This window comes from Acinetobacter sp. HY1485 (assembly GCF_027568475.1).
Classification (GTDB): domain Bacteria; phylum Pseudomonadota; class Gammaproteobacteria; order Pseudomonadales; family Moraxellaceae; genus Acinetobacter.
On sequence record NZ_JANKZG010000004.1, the window covers coordinates 26593 to 46943 of the forward strand.

Genomic DNA, 20351 nt, shown 5'->3' on the forward strand with positions numbered 1-20351 from the left:
AGTACTTAAGTTAAGTGTTTGGAAAGAATATTAAGCATCTCTAAGAGCGTATCGTGATTCAAAAAATAAAAATGATCGCCAGGTAGGGCATGATGTCCTAACCATTGATGAGAGTACGCTTGCCAGTCTGCCATCATTTGAGAATTTTGGATAAATGGATCATCTATACCGTGTAGGGTTAATAGAGGTTTATGGGTTTGAGTGGGTCGATCATGCAACATATTGTCACTGAGTTTAAAATCATTTTTGAGAATGTTTAAAAAGAAATTCAAAGCATCAGAGTTATTTAAAATCTCTTCGGGAAAATTATTATAAGAACGTACTTCTTGAATAAGTTGTTGATCTGTAAGCTGACTCTTTTGTGCCATATGTTGCAAGTGTTTGGGTGCAGGTCGACCACTAATAGCAAGTAGTTTTAAGTCGTCATAGCATGTATCTGCTTTTAATTTTTCTTCCAAATGCCACAGTACGGAGCCACCAACACTATGTCCAAAAATCCCAAAAGGTTGGTTTGAGTAAGCTTTAATTTCTTCGTAAAAACGCTGTGCAATCTCTTGAGGCTGATCTGTTAAAGGTTCGCGGATTTTTCGACCATGTCCCGGATACTCAAGTGGGACAATATTGATTTTTGAATCGGTATATTTATTCCAATTGTAGTAAATAGAAGCACTACTTCCTGCAGGGGGTAAGCAAAAAAGGTTAATTGAACAAGACATAATAATAGGATTTAGAAATAACACACTCTTAGTTTACTCATTTTTCATTTTAATGAAAATGATTATTATTTAATATAAATAAAATTATAAATATCAATAATTTTCCTGATTTTATAAATATACTTCCGATCCTTTATTTTAGTTGATAATGATTCTTAGTAAGATTGTGTAAATTTTTATGCTTGCTCAATAATAAGGCTCAAAATGAACAATATGTTAGGTTTTAAATTATCTGTATTGGGGGTTTGTATTACTTGTGTCATGTTGTCTCAAGGGGTACGAGCAGAACAAGAAAATTATAGCGACCTCCCTGTGATTACAGTTAAAGCAAGCAAAAATTCGACAGATACACTTGCAGCAGGGCAAGTAAGCCGTAAAAGCCAAGTGGGCATTTTAGGTGATAAAGACGCATTAGATACACCCTTTAGTACTGCTAGCTATACCGCACAATATATTCAAGATTATCAAGCTAAAACAGTTGCAGAAGCTTTGGCAGGTGAGCCTTCTGTACGCAACTATTTTGGGGGAAATAGTTTAGGCGAATATTTTAATATTCGTGGTTTTGGGGTAAATAGTGAAGAATTTGCATGGAATGGCTTATATGGCTTAAGTCCTCATAACCGTGTACCAACTGAATTTTTAGAGCGTGTGGATGTGTTACGTGGCACAAGTGCAATGTTGTACGGCATGTCACTTGGCGGGGGGATTGGTGGAACAATTAACCTAGTACCAAAACGTGCAACAGATACACCCATTACACGCTTAACTACAAGCTACACATCAAAATCGAACTTTGGTGAGCAAATAGATGTCGGTCGCCGTTTTGGTGAGAATAATCAATTTGGTGTACGTGTAAATGCATTAAAATCGCATGGAGATACCACACTTGATCATCAAACCGAAGATCGTACACTTGGTTCAATTGCACTTGATTATAAAGCAGACCGTTTACGTGCCTCTTTAGATGCTTATTACATCAAAGAAAAGTATGAAGGTGGTATGCCATTGATGTCGTACTTTACAACGGCAGATATTTTAAAAGCACCTAAAGCATCTACTAATATTATGCAGGGTGCTTATGCAACCAGTGAAACAAAGGCAGTTATTGGGCATGCAGAATACGATTTAACACCAAATTGGATGGCTTATGTCAGTGGTGGTACAAAGCACCAAGAGTCTCATGGTGCTGTGGCCAATAATGCCTTATGTACAGTTACTAGCACAGATGGTTCATGTACAGCGATTGCACGTAATATTACCAATATTACCCATACCAGTTCTGCCGAAGCAGGCTTAAAAGGGCACTTTGACACAGGTGCAGTGAATCACAGTGTTGTGTTAAGTACAAATTTAGAAAAACAAAATACATACTCAGGTTATGACACCATTTACTGGAAGTCGAATATTTATAATCCTGTAAGCAACAGTAGTTTTGCCGCAGAACCTACATTTGTACCTAAAACTAAAGATGTGACTTTAGCAGGCGTTGCATTGGCAGATAATTTATCTTTTGTAGATGGTAAGTACCAATTGCTATTGGGAACACGTTTTCAAAATGTGCGTGTACAAAGCTGGACAAACAGCGGTACAGCAATTACGGCACATTCTGCTTATGACAAAAGTGCAATTACCCCTGCAGTGGGCTTTGTTGTTAAACCTTGGAACAATTCTATTTCTTTATACGGAAACTATATTGAAGGTTTAAGCCAAGGGGATCAGGTTACGGCAACAACTGCATCAAATTATGGACAAACATTTTCGCCATATAAAACAAAACAGTATGAGCTAGGTACAAAATGGGAAAATGGTTCATTTAGAAATACATTAAGTGTCTATCAAATTAATAAACCAAGCATGTCTTATGACAGTGCAAACAATACATATAACGCAGATGGTGAACAGCGTAACCGTGGTGTTGAGTGGACAACTGCAGGTAATTTAGCAAGTAATGTGCGTTTATTAGGGGGTGTTACCTATATTGATGCCATTACCACGAAAACATCATCGGGTGCTTACGATGGTAACCGTGCCTATGGTGTGCCTCATTGGCAATCTAACTTAGGTTTAGAGTGGGACGTTAAACCAGTAGAAGGTTTAACACTGACCACCAATACAGTTTATACAGGGAAAGAATACGTTGATACTGCCAATACAAAACAAATTCCAAGTTGGTTCCGTTGGGATTTAGGCGGACGTTATGTAACTTCTTTGGGTAAATACAAAACAACGTTTGCAGGCAACATCGAAAACGTCACAAATAAGAATTATTGGTCTGGTGTGTATGCTGGCTACTATGTTGCTGAGGGTGCACCACGAACATTCAAACTTTCTATGGCAATTGATTTTTAAGTTAAGGAATGCTGCTGATGACAACCAATAAAAAGCCTTGGTCATTACTGGTGAGCGTATATACCACACAGTATATTGGAATTGCTTTTATTATCTCGGCAGCATTTGCAATTTTAAGGCAAAGTGGTATTGCACTTGATAAGTTAGCTTTAATTAATTTAGTTGCATTGCCGATGCTAGGCAAAGTGCTTTATGCCCCTTTAATTGACAGCTATCGGTTGTATTTTAAAGGACAGTATCGTTCTTGGTTGCTGTTCTCTCAATTTATGATGACTGTCTTATTATTGGTATGCAGTTTTTTAGATATTCAACAGCAGTTTTCTACCATTTTAATTCTATTTATTGCTTATACCCTGTTTATGAGTATTCAGGATGTGGCGATTGATGGGTTGGCATGTAAAATCTTTCAGCCCTCTGAACGGCAATTTGCCAATAGTATTCAATACTCAAGTAATTTATTAGGGAATATTATTGGCGGTGGCGTTTTACTTATTTTGTATCCTTGGGTGCATTGGCAAGGTGCACTGTGGATTTTAGCCATATTGACGGCAATTTCTAATGTACAAATTGGGTTTTATTTAGAACCTGATAACGTGTTGGTGAATCCCCATCAGGGTGTTCAGCGTCAGTTTAAAAGTCTAGCACAGCAAATTAAAATTTTTATTAAACAACATAAAACTTGGTTTTTATTATTGTTTATTTATCCAATTGGTTTTACTGCTGTTTTTGGCATGCTTAATCCTTTATTGGTCGATGCAAAATGGTCTTTAGCTGATATTGGCTTTGCTACCAAAATTTTTGGTTCAATTATTGGTATTTTTTCTGCATTTTTTGCCACATTTTTAATTAATAAACTCAAACGTAAAGTGGCTTTGCTCACACTCACCCTCTTGCAAGCCGCTGCTTTATTGTTATTTGTTCCACTGACTTTGGGCTATACCTCCAAACCTTTAGTGTATATCGCCATTTTTGCTTACTTTGTGGCAAACCCAGGTTTGATGTCTGCACTATCAACTTTAATTATGGATCGTGCGGCAAGCATGCCTGCTAAAGCAACATTCTTTAGTTTACAGTTTAGTTTAATTGTTTTTATGGGATTTGCTTATTCGGCACTTGGGTTAACGCTTGCTCAGCATATTGGTTATACCCCTGTTGTCTTTTTAACGTTTGCTTGCGCACTGATTGTCACTGCACTGACATGGAAGTTGTTGCCTGATACTCCTTCAGAAAATTATTGAGCTTATTATGACGAATTACACCACTATTCAAGAGCAAGATCGAAAACTTGATGTTATGGATCATGTGAACCAAGATCACACTAAAGAGCTATTAATGATTGCGCAAAGTTATGGCAAGAATATGGAGATTTCTGAAGCACATATCATTGATATTTTTGAAGAAGGTATATTGTTACAGGTGCGTGAGCATTCAGCGTTAAATGAGTTGTTTGTAGGCTTTGAATTACAAGGTGATTTAGAAGAGCAAATTTTATATTTGGCATACAATTCATTTGTTAAGCAAAAAATTGAATTTACAAATAACACCAAGCAATATTTTGAAGTAACTGAAAAAAAACAAATTACTAAAAATATGACACGGCTCACCATCAAAAGCCAAAGACCGCTTCCTGAATATTATGCAGGCTATGCTTATGGCTTAATTTTAAAGGTTTTAGAAAAATCACAGCCAATTAAAACAAAAAAATCCAATAAAAGTGGACTGATTAAAAATACATTTGATCGGGGCTTTTTGTGGGTGATGAAACATCTATCAAGTCAAAAACGCCAAAAGTTACTTGAAACCATGAACAAAGATATTCGTCTTTATACATTGCGTCAGTCTTTTGGCGACCAAGAAGGCTACATTGATATTTTTACACATGGCAATAGTGCAGGAAGCCAATGGGTAGAACAGTTACAAGTTGGTTCAATGGTGGCAAGCCGTACAGAAACGGATGACAAGCATGGACATCTGCATGAAGGGCAAGCTGTCTTGATTGCTGATGAAACGGCTTATCCTGCTTTAGCAGGTATTTTAGATTTTTGGAAAAATCCACAGCCTCCAATCGTTGTTTTGCTATGTAACGATAAAGAAGATTTGAGCTATTTTGACGGTTACACATTCCCAAAAAATACAGTTGTAAAACACATTACTAGTCATGCTTCACAGCAAGGTACACAAACTCTTGAGTATTTAAATGAAGTTGAACAGATTGATAATGTTTGGGGGGCTTTAGAAAATACATCTGCTAAGCAAGTGCGACATTATTTGCGTAATCAGCGTAATTTGGCGAGCAAAAACAACCACATTAAAGGCTACTGGCGTTTACAGTAAGAATATGAATATTTTAAAAGATATATCAACCCCCATTTTAAAGTTAGCACTTCCGCTTATTCTTATTCAGTTATGTCAGGCATCGCTAGGTTTAATTAATACGCTTGTTGCAGGAAAATTTAACTATCAAGATTTAGCAGGGATTGGCTTAGGAAGTAGTATTTGGACACCTGTATTTATTTTATTTACGGGGATCTTATATGTGCTTGTACCTAAAGTGTCCATGTTACAGCAACAACAAAAAAGCTCTGATATTGCACATTTATTTGAGCAAGGTAAAAAGGTTGCTTTAATACTGTCTATTTTTGGTTTTGTATTGATTCATTTGCTTGCTTTTATGAGCCCATTTTTAATTGATGATGTAAAAGTTGCTCCTATTACTCAGCATTATCTGCATTTTGTCGCTTTTGCTATTCCGGGTTTAGTTTACATGACCCTCTATCGTTTTATGAGTGAGGGAAGTAGTCAGCTTAAACCAATTATGCTGAGCTTTATTGTGCTTTTAATCAGTGATGCACTTCTTAGTTATTGTTTCGTTAATGGCGTAGGTGGGCTACCGCAATTAGGTGGTGCAGGGACAGGTTTAGCTAACATATTGAGTGCTTATATTGCTTGTTTTACGATGCGTTACTATGTTCAGCAGGCGATTCCTGAAATTAAAAACAAAAATACAGATGCTCATTTTTCAGAGAGTATTCAAATTTTAAAACAAGGTTTACCTATTGGAATAACATTGGTTTTACAAATTTTAGCACTTTCAACTTTGGCATTTTTTGCATCCGAATTGGGAACTCGTGTTATTGCAGCCCATCAAATAGTGATTAATATTGCGATGGTGGTCATTATGATTCCTGTGGCAATTAGTAGTGCAACGACAATACGCATTGCCACTTTTTCTGCACAAAACAATTTAAAAGGTCAGTACCTTACAAGTGGTACAGTGGTTGCCATGACCCTCATTTATGGAGCGTTAATGGCATTGTTACTGATGATATTTGCTCAGCAACTGACAGGGTTATTTACTCAAGACACGCAAGTGGTTTTAATTGCCAGTGGCTTAATTCATTATGTGGCAATCTTTTTAATCTTTGATGCATTACAAACCGTTGCTTCAGGTATTTTGCGTGGCTTACAACATTTTGTGCATCCATTAGCCGTGATTTTGTTTTGCTATTGGATCGTGATTATTCCTTTAAGCTACTTAATCGGCGTAAAAGGGTGGCTACAAACCACTGCAAATATCGACGTTATTTGGCAGATTTTGGCAGTTGGTATGAGTTTGGCTGCCCTTGCAATGCTTACGCAAAGCTATCGTAAACTTCAACATACGGCTAAAGGTTAAGGCAGATAGCCATAATGTTGTGCAAAAATTTGTTTAAAATATTGTGCATTGCTATAACCAATTTGGTTGGCAACATGCTCTACCACTAGCCCTTGTTTAAGTAAAGATTGGGCATATTGCATACGGGTATTGAGTAAATATTTCCCGATGGTATGTCCCGTTGTTTGTTTAAATAAGCGCTTTAGATAACACTCATTAATACCCACTTGTTTAGACAAATATCGGATTGTTAACTTTTGATCAAATTGCGTTTCTAAAATAGAAATCGCATGTTGAATAACGGGTATAGGTGCCGTGTCTTGCTTCTTTTTTTGTAAAAGCAAGCTGAGGAGTTCTAAACTTGCACCTTCTACATGTAACAGATCCAACATATTTTTGGCAGTAGGTAAGTTAAATAAATATTGAGCATGATGGTGGATATCTTTATCAGGAATATCCAATGCTTTAATTTGAGGTGTGTTATCGTCAAGAAAAAATTGGATAAATTCGTTAGATGGCTCGATTAGATCCAATAAACTTTCATCGAAATCTAAAGAAATTAAAGACGTTGGCGTATGCTCTTTTAAATATAATGTCTGAGACCCTAATATACCGCGACGCAACAAAATTTTAGGTGAATTAAAGATATAGGTTTGATGAGTATTTTCATTTTTGATGTGATGTGTACCCGATAATAAAATGGTAAATCCTATATTATAATGTTGTCTATTTCCTTGCATTTGTACAGGATGTTTAAGCCAATATTTACCTTTTCCGACACAAAGTCGATCAAAATCATAAAGTTCGGTAAAGCCTTGTCCATCATCGGGATTAAAAATATTTAAATAATGATTAGGTAAATTTGAATGTGTTTCAAAGTATAGATCTCCTGTATTTTTTAAAATTTCCTTATGTGCATCAATAAATTTGGACATCCTGTTCACTCTGCGATTATCAATTTTTTATTGATAATGATTTTCATTTAATTCGGTATGATTTGTCAATATCAGACTAAAATCAAATAAAAAACTATTTTAAAACACATACTTTCCGCTATTTAAAAAAATACTCCGCTTTACTTGTATTAAATGAGAATGATTATTATTAATATGGGGCACGTTATGTCACAGCGTGATTAAGGAAATTTTATGCAAGGTAAGGATAAACAGCACTCCATGCTTTTTAAGGATAAAACGGCTTGTTTTTTTACTAAAGATTACCAACTTACTGCGCAAAATTTAGCAGAAACAATTTCATTGCCAGCAATCGATATTGATCGATTGAACCATCAAATCATGGCATGTTTTTCTCAATTACAAAAAGAAGAGGGAACAAACCCCATTTTAATTGGTGCAATTCCATTTGATACTTCTAAGCCATCATCGCTTAATATTTATCGTGAATATACTCAACAAGAAACGAATATAAAACAACTATTAAAACAACCATTAGAAATTAAAAATAAGAAACAGCTTGTTGAGTATGCGTACTTTGATCAAGCCATTCAACATGCTTTAGAGCAATTTTCTCAAGAAAAATTAAGCAAAATTGTGTTATCTCAGGCAGCAGATTTTGAATTATTAAACCAACATACTGCCGATGATTTGGCTCTTCATTTAGCTGCTCAAAATCCAACAGCATATAGTTTTGTTGTACCTGTAGATCAAGGGCGTTATTTGTTGGGTGCAAGTCCTGAATTATTAATGGCAAAGCATCAAGATATGGTTTGTAGTAATCCATTAGCAGGTTCTAGACCACGTAGTACAAATTTAAAAACGAATATAACCCATGAAAATGAACTCAAAACATCTAAAAAAGATTTACATGAGCATCAAATTGTTGTGGATTGCATTTTAAAAAATTTACAGCCTTTATGTACGTCACTTCAATATTCTAAAACACCCGAAATTTTAACAACACCCACGATGTTACATCTTTCTTCAATGTTTAAAGGGCAAGTTAAAGATACTCGCTCAAATGCGTTGAGTATGGCACTGGCATTACATCCAACACCTGCCATCTGTGGTGCACCAACAGAGTTGGCAAAGGATTTTATTTTAAAACATGAAGGCTACGACCGCGAATATTATGCAGGTTTAGTTGGATGGATGGATGTACAAGGCAATGGAGAGTGGGTGGTGACGATTCGTTGTGGCTTATTAGATGGAAAAAATATTCGTTTATATGCAGGTGCAGGCATTGTAGAGGGTTCTGAAGCCATGCTCGAGTGGAATGAAACAGAAGCCAAAATGCAGACCATGCTTAAAGCCCTATGTAATCGTACAGTTTAAGGATTTGTTATGACGATTAAAAAAATTGAAAATTATTTGCTTCCCAAAAAAACAGATTATGTTGGAGCAAAAGTAGATTGGAAAATTAATAAACACCGTGCAGCTTTACTCATTCATGATATGCAAGATTACTTTGTTGGTTTTTATGGTAAAGATGCACCGTTAATTAAACAAGTGATTGAACATATTGAGCAACTTAAAACATGGTGTGTTCAGCATCATATCCCTGTTTATTATACTGCCCAGCCTGCCGTTCAAGATGCCCAAGACCGAGCATTACTCAATGATATGTGGGGGCAGGGTTTAACTGCCTTTCCTGATCAAGCCAATATTGTTGAAGCACTTAAACCTACTGCACAAGATACGGTATTAACTAAATGGCGTTACAGTGCTTATTTTCGTTCAGATTTAGAACAGCAGTTAAAACAACAGCAAAAAGATCAGCTTATTATTTGTGGTGTATATGCACATATTGGCGTATTACAAACGGCTGCTGAATCATTTATGAACGGCATACAACCCTTTGTTGTAGCAGATGCAGTGGCAGATTTTAGCTTACAAGATCATCTGTTTGCGTTGCAATATATTCATCGCAATTTGGGTGTGGTTCAACACACAAACGATATTGTAGCTCTTTAAGGATCAGATCAATGAATCAGCAAAAAATTGCGTGGGTTACAGGGGTCAATCAAGGAATTGGTGCAGCGGTCTTACAACAATTAGAAGCAGAGAATATCAAAGTAATTGGTTTTGATATTGCAACCGAGAATGTCCCTTTAAAGTATCAGAACCAAGTTTATTATTGTGATATTGCGAATGCTCAACAGGTTTCTGGACTGTGTGAAACCTTACTAGATACAGCACCACCTGATTATTTTGTGCATGTTGCAGGTATTTTACATTTGCAACCGCATGAAGATTTATCTGTAGAGGCTTGGCAACAAACATTTGATGTCAATGTATCAGCAGTCTTTCATTTTTTAAAGCATTTAACCCCGTATTTTAAAGCCAAACGCCAAGGTTGTATGGTGATGGTATCGTCTAATGCAGCCCATGTCCCACGTATGAATATGAGTGCATATGGTGCTTCTAAAGCAGCATTAACCAGTTTTACCAAGACAGTTGCCCTAGAACTTGCTGAATATGGCATAAGGGTCAATATTGTTTCACCTGGTTCTACAGCAACACCAATGCAGTATCAGCTTTGGCAAGATGCAACGGGTGAAGCGAATACCATTCAAGGAAATTTGAAGCGATATAAAGTTGGAATTCCCTTAAAAAAAATTGCACAACCTGAAGAAATTGCCAATGCCGTGATGTTCTTTTTAAGTGAAAAAGCAACGCATATTACGATGCATGACTTAGTGGTTGATGGTGGCGCAACGTTAGGGCAGTAGAAAATGAATTTAGAGCAAGAAATTAAACAATCTATTCAGCAAGTATTAGAGTTAGAAAATACCGAAATTTTGCCAAAAGATAATCTGATTGAATATGGCTTACATTCGTTAGCGATCATGCGTTTAGTAGATATCTTTGAAAAACAATATCAAAAAAAATTGTCTTATACCGATTTTGCAATGGCACCTTCAATTGAGGATTGGATTAAGCTCATTGAACCGCAGCAAGATCAAGCATGGTTTCTAACCCAACTTCCATCATCCTCTATTGCATTGTCACAAATGCAATATGCGTATTGGGCAGGTAGACAAACTAGCCATACCGCAGCACATTTATATATGGAATTTAAGGGAAGTCATATCAATGTAGCTTCTTTAAAAAGTGCTTATCAAGAACTATTTAAACTGCACCCCATGTTGAATGTTTCAATTAAAAATGGTCAACAGATCATTCATCAATTACGCTCAGCATCTATTAAAACGCACGATCTAAAAAATAAAACTGGCGAGCAAGCAACAGCATTTTTGCAACAATTACGTTGGGAAATGAGCCATCAACAATTAGCAATTGAAGAAGGGCAAGTCATTGATTGCCAATTAACGCTTTTACCAAATCATGAATTTGTATTACATGTTGATAGCGACATGATTGCCATTGATCCGCCAAGTCTTTTAAAGCTGATGCAGGATTTAACACAGTTATATTTAGGTCAAAGATTAGATTATCCATTTGAAATTAATTATTTTGATTTACAACTCAACAATTCAATTCAAAAAGAGCAAGATCAAAAATGGTGGCAAAATCGCCTTGAGCAAATTTTTCCAATACCTGATTTACCTTATATTCCTGAACAAGTCAGAGAAGATGCACATGTTGTTATACGCAAAGCTCATTGTTTAGACAAAAAACAAACCCAATTTTTACAACAGCTTGCAAAACAACACACCACAACCGTTGAGGCAATGTGTTTAAGTTTATTTGCTCAAACGATTGCGTTGTGGTCATCTGAGCCTAAGTTTCGTCTTAACTTTCCCTTTTTCGCTAACTCTGCCCAAACGGTGGGGGATTTTGCAAATATGGGGTTATTAAATATTGAATTGAACCCCGAGGATGATTTTTTAACAATTTTGCGTCATGTAGAGCACGAAGTTTTATCACTGCGTAATCATAGTGAATATACAGGTGTTGAGGTTCTGCGTGATTTATCTAAGCTTCACCATCAACAAGAAATAGCTCCGATTGTTTTTACTTCAGGCTTAAATCAGGGCAAAATTTTTTCAAAAGAAACACAGCAAACTTTAGGTCAGCCTATTTGGTGTATTTCTCAAGGTCCAAAAGTAGATTTAGATGTCCAAATTGCTTACTTAAATGAACAGTTAGTGATTAATTGGGATATTCGTAAAAACGCATTTAAAGCACATGTAATTGAAAACATGTTTGCAGATTACCTACATCGTATAGGGCAATTAATTGACAAACCACAGCTAATAGAACAACCGCTTACCTATGTGATTAACAGACCTGTTCAAACACCTGCTTATCGCGTTATCAATAAATTGGGTCTAGATTGTCCCAATGAGGTTATTGGGGAGTTGTGGCATTATAAAAACAATAAATGGGCGCAAACAGCCGATTTAGCGTATTTTACAGAAAATCATCAGCTTCATATTTTTGAAGAACCTCGGGTTTATAAAAATGGCTATTGGATAGAGGCTCAACAAATCTCTAAAAAGTTAGCTGCTATTCCATATATTCAAAAAAATAAAGTTTTTATATTAGAGCAAAAATGTGTGGCTGTTTTAGTGGCACAGCTCAATCATATTTTAGATTATCGCCCCTATCTTGAATCTAGCCTAATCCCTGACCAATCTTATTGGGTCACTGAAGAAGAATTTAAAGCACTCAATTATGACAATATTCAGCAATTTATAAAAAATCGTGACTCTATTGAATCTGAACAAAATGCACAGTATCAGCAGTCTGCGTTACAAAAAGTCGTGCATTTAATGATGTGTCAATTAATTGGTGTAGCACCACAGCAAAGTGAGTTAAATATGGACTTTTTTGACTATGGGGGTGATTCGTTATTGGCGACACACTTTGTTGCTGTCCTTAATCGCTACTTTAAAGGATGTGATTTGAGCGTTGTTGATATTTTTTCTGAGCGTACAGTGAACAATTTAGCAATTTTAATTGAGCAGAATTTACCAAACCGAGCACAAGAAATTGCGGATGTACTAATTAAAGTGGTGGAGGGTAAAAAATAATGAGTATTGTTCTGCCGTTAACGACCATGCAAAAAGCATATTTATTAGGAAAATCAAAGCAATTTCCATTAAGTAAATCTTCTATGCACGATTTTAGAGAGTTACATGGGAGCATTAGTAAAGTACAGTTTACTCAAGCACTCACTCGGCTTGTACAGCAATACGATGCACTGCGTACCAAAATTAATGAACATGCTTTAACACAAGAAATCTTAGATACTATTGAGATTGAACAGCAAATTGATGATGTAGATTTACAACATTTAAGTTTAGATGATGCATGGGCACAAGTTGCACGTTATAAAGCAAAGTATCAGCATTATTTACATGATCTTGATACACCGCCATGGCGTATGGCATTTATTCAAATGCCGCATGTAGCACCAGACTCAACTCTTATTTTGGCAAGTTTTGATGGTTTGATTTTAGATGGTTTTTCAATCTCTGCATTACTAGAAGCACTATTCAATACGCAAAGTACCCCACACACTACGGTACCTATATCAGAGAAAGTACAACAGCCAAATAAGCAAGATCAGCAATTTTGGTTAGAAAAAATAAGTAAGATTGATCAGATTCCGCAATTACCGTGGCTCACATCTTTAGATAAAATTACAGATCCACACTATGCACGTTGTAGCATAAAAGTTGCAGCACAGGATTGGTTAGCTTTTTCTAAGCTGGCATCTAAACAACGTCTTTTACCTAATGCATTACTCACCACAGTGGTTTTAGAAATACTGTCAAAATGGACAGAAGAACGGCAGATTTTAGTGTCTGTGCCTGTTTCAAATACAGCTTTAACAGGCGGGGTTGCCAACCATTCTTCATTTGTGGTTTTACATTATCAACATCATTTAGAAAAAAATCTGATTGAACGTGGGCAAGAGATACAGCATCAAGTGATGCAAGCCATGGCACATAGTGCTTTTTCAGGTATTGACATTGCAAAGCAGTTAATTAAACAAACTGAAAATACATTGGTGTTACCTATTGCTTTAACCAATGGTTTGGCATGGAAAAAACCTGTCCAAAATGAAACCATGCGTTATATTGGCGGGCAAACACAAACACCTCAATTGGCTTTAGATATTCGTTTAAGTCATTCTGCATATACAGACTTAATGATTGATTTTGATTATGTAGAAGAAGCACTAAATACGCATACTGTTACCGATCTTGCTCATCAAATTAAATCTAAAATTGAAGAATTATCAAAGTTAACTGATTTACAACAGCAACCCACACCCCAAAATATAGAGGTTGCATTAGAAAAGTGGCAGAGCAATTCTGAAATTTCGCAAAATATAGAGAGTCATTTAGCACAAATAGAACAGCAACTCTTTAAAAAACCTTCTAATAAATCTGCGTTAGTTTTTGATGATGTTGCTATTTCTTATCAGAGCTTAGCGGAAAAGGTTGCTTGTGTAGCAACAGCATTACAGGGTTTGGGAATTAAGCAAAAGCAAGTGGTTGCAATTTGCTTGCCTAAAAGTCCTGAACATATTTATGTAATGTTGGCATGTGCACTGTGTAATTTTATTTGGTTGTCTGTGGATATGGATTCTCCACAATCTCGCCAAAGCTACATTTTAACAAATAGTCAGGTAGATCTTGTGGTGGGGTTGTCACCTGTTTCAGATTTTAATTTTATTCATATAGAAGATGTTTTAACAACCAATAACGCTACGCATAAATGGTCGTATCAACATAACGAAACGCCAGCATATTATCTGTATACATCAGGTAGTACAGGTACACCCAAATGTGTGGTCTTAAATAATGTGGCAACTGCTAATACCGTTGAGCAATCTAAAATTCTATGGAATATAAACGCTTCAGATACGCATTTGGCAGCAACACCATTTCATCATGATATGGCTTTATTCGATATCTTTTTACCGCTATCGGTTGGTGGTACGCTGGTTATTCCAACACAAACACAAGCGAAAAGTGCAATAGATTGGGCACAATTGATTGAAAAAAATAAGGTCAGTGTGTGGTGTAGTGTTCCTGCTATGGCAGATATGTTGTTAACAGCTGCTCAACCGCATCAGTTAAAAAGTTTACGTTTGATTAGCCAAGGTGGCGATTATGTAAAACCTAAAGTTATTGAAAAATTTAGACACATTTTACCTCAAACACGTTTAATTTCGATTGGTGGGCCAACAGAAACAACAATTTTAAGTATTTGGCATGATATTACACCTAAAGACCAAACTGTTATTCCTTATGGTAAACCCATTGCCCATAACCAATATCATATTTTAAATGAGCAAGGGGAGGTTTGCCCTGTAGGGGTGGTTGGGCAGATGTATATGACAGGAATTAATCTGTGTAATGGTTATTTACAAAAGGGACAACTTAAACAGCATGACTTTGTACAGTTAAATCATCAGCGTGCTTATCGAATGAGTGATCGTGGGTATTTAAACCAAAATGGCGACATTATTTTTACAGGACGTAATGATGGCTATTTAAAAGTCAGAGGGGTTCGTATTGCAGCGTCTGAGGTAGAAAATGCACTGTTAAAACATGCAGAAATTACAGATGCGGTGGTGACAACATGTCTTAACCCTATGTTTGAAGGGCATGAACTAGTTGCAATTTATACAACGCCGTTACAAGAAATGAGCTCTAAAGCACTTAGAGATTTTCTGTTGCAGTATTTGCCAAATTCTCATGTGCCTACGCGTTGGTTGTATGTGGCTCAATTTCCAGTGACCCGCAATGGTAAAGTGGATCGTAAAGCCTTACAGAATATGGCACAAGAAAGCCTTTATAAAAACTATAAAGAGGCACCTATTATTTCTGCTTTACAGCAAGAAATTCTTTCACTCATTCAAAAAGTAAAGCCAGAGGCATTACTTGAGTATTCACTCACACAAATTGGTTTAACCCCTCATTATATTAATCGTATTGCGAAAAAGAGCACCGCACATTTTAAACAGCCAATTGATTATTACCGTTTGGCACAGAGTCGCACAGTCAAAGAACTAGTGGATTCTATTTCCCAACACATTAAGAATTAAAAGGTATGTTACCAATGAATACATTAATGAGTGATGACTTGTTCGCACGTTTTGAAGAAGCATTACAAGATATTGGTCTAGTCGAAGATACTGTTGCAAGCCAAACAGATACCGCTTTATCTATGGCTGAGGAACGTGCATGGATGTTGCATCAGCAAGACCCGCTTGCTGCCTCGGGGCCATTTTTAGTCGCTTTAAAATTAAAGGGGGATATTCAGGTCGATCGGCTTATACAAGCGATTAAATTGCTTTATCAGGCTGACTCAAATTTAAACTTGATGTATCACACAAGCCAAGATGGAGCATTAATAAAGCAACATCAGGATTTAAAAAATATTGAAATTGCCGTTAGGGCTGTAAAAAATGATACTGAAGCTGAACAGATTTTGTCAGATTTTTTAAGTATTCCCATCAATTTGAGTACAACGCCTGCTATTCAATTTAAAGTGCTATTAAAAAATAACGATGAAACTATTTTAGGCATTTTAGGACACCATATTTTGTTAGATGATAGTGCTTGGCAACCTATTTTTAGTCATTTAAGTGCTTATTATAATCAACAAGAAATTCAAACAACACAATCTGTAGCGTTTGGGCATAAACCCATAAAAGATGAACGAACTTTAGCACAGTACTGGCAAACTCAATTTGAAAATGGACTGACGCGGGTTGAGTGGCCAAATTTATTTAAACCGTCTTTATCTTCTATTAACATTCAAGAGTATGGCAGACAAAATCCATCTATAAAAAGCCCTGTGACACGTGTATTTACTGTCATAGATGGGGCTGAGCTATATGTACTAAGTGAGCAAGCTCAATGCTCTTTAACGCATACGATGGTGAGTTTATTTGGGCTTTATATTCAATCTATTTTAAAGCAAGATAGGGTTGATTTATTTGTACCTGTGGTCGAAAAATACGATGTTTTAGCACTTAATCAGATTGGTTCAAGCTCAAATATTATTCCCGTACGCATTACAGCACCATTAGAAAATATTACAACGCAAATAACCCAAATCCGTAATCAGATTTTACAAGGGATTTCGCATAATCTGGCAATTGAACAAATTTTGGCAACCACTAAAACAAAACGAAATGCTATTCCAAACATTTTAGTGACTCAGTTTGTAGATGCTGCAACTTACTTACATTTAAATCATCTTGAAGTCAGTAATTTACCTATTGCACCTACACATTCAGATTATGATTTAACCTTTGCATTTCAAGCGAAAGAACAGCAACAAGTCCAACTAGAGCTCACAACAGGTCATCAGCTCTCAGGAAACATTGCAAGTTGGTTGCTAGAACAATTTATTGTTTTTTTACAGCAATTAAATATGTCTGAACCAGAGACATTCTCAAAAAGAACAAATCAGCAAGAACTCTCAAGCCATCAAAGTAAAATTGCACATATTATTTTAGATGAGTTTAAAGCTGTATTAGCCAATCCACATTTAACTTTACAAGATAATTTCTTTGATGAAGGTGGGCATTCAATTTTAGCCACACGTGTGATTGGAAAACTACAGAGCCAACATCAATTAAAAATAAAAATTGCTGACTTTTTTAATGCACCCACTGCAATTGACTTAGTGCATTATGTGCAAACAGAAGAAATACAACATGTTAATACTTTAAATCGTTTTGATCCTGATCAAGAGATACATGCACCCATTACCTTATTACAAAAAGCGTTTATGGGCTTTTCTGAGCAAGGACGTGATCCGATTTTTAATATTCCATTTGCGTTTCGTTTTACAGAGCATGTAAATGAAGATGCTTTTTATCTGGCATTTAAAGATATTTTGGAACGGCACCATGCATTGCGCAGTATTTTTGTTTTTCATACAGATGAGGATATTTCTCAAACTGTAATCCCGATGGATCAATTGGCATCGTATTCATGGTTTGATTTTTCTAAAGCTCAAAAAGAGCGATCAGCATCTGAGGTTTTAAAACACGAAGCAAATTACAGTTTTGACCTAACTCAAGAGTTTCCAATACGTGTGCGTTTTTTAATTGATGAAAACAACCAACATATTCTTTCTTTGTTGATTTATCACATTGCAATGGATGAGTGGTCATCTGGAATTTTAGTGCAGGAGTTGTTTCAAGCTTATCAAGCACGTGTATCTGGGGTAGTACCTCAGTGGGAGAAAACGCCTAAACAATTCCATGAATATGCAGTTGAACAAGACGATGAGCTATTGCAAGCACATTTAGATTATTGGATTGAAGCAATAGGTAAAGTTAAAAAACAACCACCATTGTTAAATCATGATGCTGATGAACACACTGATGATGCAACAGGTTCTTCAGTTGAATTTAGTTTAAATGCAACTCAAACAGATCAGCTTTATCAACTTGCTAAACAGTATCAATCTTCTATTTTTTATGTGGTTTATGCGGCTATTGGTTTAGCTGTACATTTTTTAGGTGCAGGTCAGAAAGTTCTAACAGGTACATCAGTTGCTTGTAGAGAAAATCCAAATTATCAAGATACCGTTGGGTACTTTACCAATGTTGTGATGCATTACACTCAATTTGATGAAGAGATGCAAATTCATGATTTGGTACAGCAAGTACAAAATAATATTTTCAATACCTTAACGTATGCAGATATTCCATTTGCCATAGTAGAAGAACATATACGAGCAGAAGGTGAAACATCAACAGAAAGCCCTTATGAGGTGTATATCCAACTTCACGCAAAAAATGCATTAACAGGTTCTTTTGACGTTCAAGCGGGGCATCAAGTTGGATTTGAGCTAATTGAACCTGAAAGAAATAGTGCCAAATTTGGGCTACATTTTGAGGTATATGAAGAACCTTTATCTGACCAAAATCGTCTACGTATTGTGATTAATTATCGTTTAAATCGTTATAACACACAAAAAATTGAGCTGATTAAAAATACAGTTTCGCACGTACTAAACGGGTTTTTAGCACATGCTGACCAACCTAATTGTGATGTGATGCAGTTGAGAAAATATTTAGCACAAGGGCTAAACCATGTTGATGAATAAAGATATTGAAAATGGATATGTTCCTTTTCCACCAGAGCGTGCTCAGTTTTATCAAAAAATTGGGTGTTGGGAAAACCGTACACATTTTGATTTATTAAAAGATGCAAGTCAGCAATTTGCCCAAAGTATTGCGGTGATACAAGATCATAAAAAACTAACTTATCAGCAGTTGTATGACCATGCCATACATTATGGAACTTACTTAAAACAAAAGGGCATCCAAGAAGCCGATTTTGTTTTGGTGCAAGCGGCAAATGTGATTGAAGTATTTGTTGTCATCTTTGCTTTATATTATATCGGGGCACGTCCTATATTTTGTTTGCATGGTCATGGTGCTTATGAAATTGAGAACATTGCAAAGCAAAGTCGAGCAGTTGGTTATATCCGAGTGGTTGAAGATGAAAAACAACCAACTGCCTCAACGATTACAAATGAGTTTAGTTTTCCTAATTTTAAGCTATGGTTTAGGCAAACGATTGTGAGTCAAAAAGACTTGGCACACTCATTTTCAATGCTAAAAGAGATTACACCTGATAAACAAATAAAAATTCAAGCAACTGCTCAAGATATTGCATTTTTACAATTATCGGGTGGAACAACTGGACTACCTAAATTAATTGCAAGAACACATGCAGACTATATTTATTCGGTTAAAGAAAGTGTTATTGCGGCTCATTTAAAACAACAGACTAAACAGCTTGTTGTTTTACCTGTTATGCATAATTTCACCATGAGTTCACCTGGGTTTTTAGGTGTTTTTTATGTGGGTGGTACGGTTGTTCTCACACAACAATCTCACCCAAGATGGTGTTTTGATTTGATCCAAAAACATAGTATTCAGCAAGTTTCTGTTGTGCCTGCTATTGCTAATTTATGGGTTAATTCTACTAGCCTCACAGACTATGATTTATCAAGTTTAGAGGTCATTCAAGTGGGTGGGGCGAAGCTATTGCCGACTCTTGCACAGCAAATTGTGGATAAACTAGGTGTCAAATTACAACAAGTCTATGGCATGGCAGAGGGTCTAGTTAATTTCACTCATTTAGATGATCCTTTGCAAACCATTTTAAATACACAAGGTAAAAAGCTCTCTCGTTATGATGAAATCCGCATTGTTGATGAGCAAAATCAAATGCTTAATCAAGGAAATATTGGACATATTCAGACACGCGGCCCATATACCATTAATGGATACTATAACTTACCAGAGGTAAATTTACGTGCATTCACAGCCGATGGTTTTTACCGAACAGGTGATATAGGGTACATTGATGACCAAAATAATATTGTGATTACTGGTCGAGAAAAAGAACAAATTAACCGTTCGGGTGAAAAAATTACACCAAGTGAAATTGAAGAGTTTTTATTACAACATCCATTGATCCAAAACGCCTGTGTGATTGGCGTGAGTGACCAATACTTAGGTGAACGAGTTAAAGCCATTCTTATTCTTAAAGAGCCTTCAGACACTATTCATTTAAAAGAGATTCGTAAATTTCTGATGAGCAAAAATATCGCTCAATTCAAAATTCCAGACGAAATTGAAATCGTCCAAGACTTTAAATATACCCATGTCGGTAAAGTAAACCGACAAAAGCTGTAATTGCAAGGAGTAGT

At 36.1% G+C, this 20351-nt stretch carries 13 protein-coding genes; 11 read left to right on the plus strand and 2 right to left on the minus strand.

What is annotated here, in order from left to right; all coding sequences use genetic code 11:
- Positions 1-5 precede the first annotated feature (5 nt).
- Entirely contained in the window at positions 6-716 is a 711-nt protein-coding gene (locus PCI70_RS05420) for a thioesterase II family protein (protein WP_269914328.1), read from the minus strand.
- Between the two features lie 204 nt (positions 717-920).
- Between PCI70_RS05420 and PCI70_RS05425 the strand changes: the two genes are divergently transcribed.
- The 4 genes from PCI70_RS05425 to PCI70_RS05440 are packed head-to-tail and all read left to right on the plus strand — an operon-like array spanning position 921 to position 6741.
- The gene (locus PCI70_RS05425; protein ID WP_269914329.1) at positions 921-3065 is read left to right on the plus strand and encodes a TonB-dependent receptor; all 2145 of its coding nucleotides are present in this window, start codon (positions 921-923) and stop codon (positions 3063-3065) included.
- 17 nt (positions 3066-3082) lie between these two features.
- A complete protein-coding gene (locus PCI70_RS05430; RefSeq protein WP_269914330.1) occupies positions 3083-4303 on the plus strand; it encodes an MFS transporter in 1221 nt (406 codons plus the stop codon).
- Between the two features lie 7 nt (positions 4304-4310).
- Positions 4311-5399 carry a siderophore-interacting protein gene (locus tag PCI70_RS05435; protein WP_269914331.1) on the plus strand — a complete coding sequence of 363 codons (1089 nt, stop codon included), beginning with the start codon at positions 4311-4313 and terminating at the stop codon, positions 5397-5399.
- A 4-nt stretch (positions 5400-5403) separates the two neighbouring features.
- Complete coding sequence (locus tag PCI70_RS05440) at positions 5404-6741, plus strand: MATE family efflux transporter (RefSeq protein WP_269914332.1); 1338 nt, start codon at positions 5404-5406, stop codon at positions 6739-6741.
- Here the strand turns inward: PCI70_RS05440 and PCI70_RS05445 are convergent.
- Positions 6738-7655 carry a helix-turn-helix transcriptional regulator gene (locus PCI70_RS05445; protein WP_269914333.1) on the minus strand — a complete coding sequence of 306 codons (918 nt, stop codon included), beginning with the start codon at positions 7653-7655 and terminating at the stop codon, positions 6738-6740. The genes PCI70_RS05440 and PCI70_RS05445 overlap by 4 nt on opposite strands.
- A gap of 213 nt (positions 7656-7868) precedes the next feature.
- Between PCI70_RS05445 and PCI70_RS05450 the strand changes: the two genes are divergently transcribed.
- The 7 genes from PCI70_RS05450 to PCI70_RS05480 are packed head-to-tail and all read left to right on the plus strand — an operon-like array spanning position 7869 to position 20337.
- Positions 7869-9011: an isochorismate synthase gene (locus PCI70_RS05450; protein WP_269914334.1), complete on the plus strand. Its 1143-nt coding sequence runs from the start codon at positions 7869-7871 to the stop codon at positions 9009-9011.
- 9 nt (positions 9012-9020) lie between these two features.
- Positions 9021-9650 (plus strand): isochorismatase family protein, encoded by a 630-nt coding sequence (locus PCI70_RS05455; protein ID WP_269914335.1) that lies wholly within the window; start codon positions 9021-9023, stop codon positions 9648-9650.
- A gap of 11 nt (positions 9651-9661) precedes the next feature.
- Positions 9662-10408: a 2,3-dihydro-2,3-dihydroxybenzoate dehydrogenase gene (gene dhbA / locus PCI70_RS05460; protein ID WP_269914336.1), complete on the plus strand. Its 747-nt coding sequence runs from the start codon at positions 9662-9664 to the stop codon at positions 10406-10408.
- 3 nt (positions 10409-10411) lie between these two features.
- The gene (locus PCI70_RS05465; protein WP_269914337.1) at positions 10412-12676 is read left to right on the plus strand and encodes a phosphopantetheine-binding protein; all 2265 of its coding nucleotides are present in this window, start codon (positions 10412-10414) and stop codon (positions 12674-12676) included.
- Positions 12676-15708 carry an AMP-binding protein gene (locus PCI70_RS05470; RefSeq protein ID WP_269914338.1) on the plus strand — a complete coding sequence of 1011 codons (3033 nt, stop codon included), beginning with the start codon at positions 12676-12678 and terminating at the stop codon, positions 15706-15708. The genes PCI70_RS05465 and PCI70_RS05470 overlap by 1 nt, the downstream gene beginning before the upstream one ends.
- 14 nt (positions 15709-15722) lie before the next feature.
- The gene (locus tag PCI70_RS05475; RefSeq protein WP_269914339.1) at positions 15723-18734 is read left to right on the plus strand and encodes a condensation domain-containing protein; all 3012 of its coding nucleotides are present in this window, start codon (positions 15723-15725) and stop codon (positions 18732-18734) included.
- Positions 18721-20337, plus strand: coding sequence for a (2,3-dihydroxybenzoyl)adenylate synthase (locus PCI70_RS05480; RefSeq protein WP_269914340.1), 1617 nt, complete (start codon positions 18721-18723; stop codon positions 20335-20337). The genes PCI70_RS05475 and PCI70_RS05480 overlap by 14 nt, the downstream gene beginning before the upstream one ends.
- Positions 20338-20351: the final 14 nt, after the last annotated feature.

What these genes read in the sequence shown, in the direction of transcription:
- PCI70_RS05465 (WP_269914337.1), top strand. Translation starts at nt 10,412, where the DNA reads ATGAATTTAGAGCAAGAAATTAAACAATCTATTCAGCAAGTATTAGAG.
- PCI70_RS05475 (WP_269914339.1), top strand. Translation starts at nt 15,723, where the DNA reads ATGAATACATTAATGAGTGATGACTTGTTCGCACGTTTTGAAGAAGCA.
- PCI70_RS05455 (WP_269914335.1), top strand. Translation starts at nt 9,021, where the DNA reads ATGACGATTAAAAAAATTGAAAATTATTTGCTTCCCAAAAAAACAGAT.
- PCI70_RS05450 (WP_269914334.1), top strand. Translation starts at nt 7,869, where the DNA reads ATGCAAGGTAAGGATAAACAGCACTCCATGCTTTTTAAGGATAAAACG.
- PCI70_RS05430 (WP_269914330.1), top strand. Translation starts at nt 3,083, where the DNA reads ATGACAACCAATAAAAAGCCTTGGTCATTACTGGTGAGCGTATATACC.
- PCI70_RS05440 (WP_269914332.1), top strand. Translation starts at nt 5,404, where the DNA reads ATGAATATTTTAAAAGATATATCAACCCCCATTTTAAAGTTAGCACTT.
- PCI70_RS05470 (WP_269914338.1), top strand. Translation starts at nt 12,676, where the DNA reads ATGAGTATTGTTCTGCCGTTAACGACCATGCAAAAAGCATATTTATTA.
- PCI70_RS05435 (WP_269914331.1), top strand. Translation starts at nt 4,311, where the DNA reads ATGACGAATTACACCACTATTCAAGAGCAAGATCGAAAACTTGATGTT.
- dhbA (WP_269914336.1), top strand. Translation starts at nt 9,662, where the DNA reads ATGAATCAGCAAAAAATTGCGTGGGTTACAGGGGTCAATCAAGGAATT.
- PCI70_RS05445 (WP_269914333.1), bottom strand. Translation starts at nt 7,655, where the DNA reads ATGTCCAAATTTATTGATGCACATAAGGAAATTTTAAAAAATACAGGA.
- PCI70_RS05420 (WP_269914328.1), bottom strand. Translation starts at nt 716, where the DNA reads ATGTCTTGTTCAATTAACCTTTTTTGCTTACCCCCTGCAGGAAGTAGT.
- PCI70_RS05480 (WP_269914340.1), top strand. Translation starts at nt 18,721, where the DNA reads ATGTTGATGAATAAAGATATTGAAAATGGATATGTTCCTTTTCCACCA.
- PCI70_RS05425 (WP_269914329.1), top strand. Translation starts at nt 921, where the DNA reads ATGAACAATATGTTAGGTTTTAAATTATCTGTATTGGGGGTTTGTATT.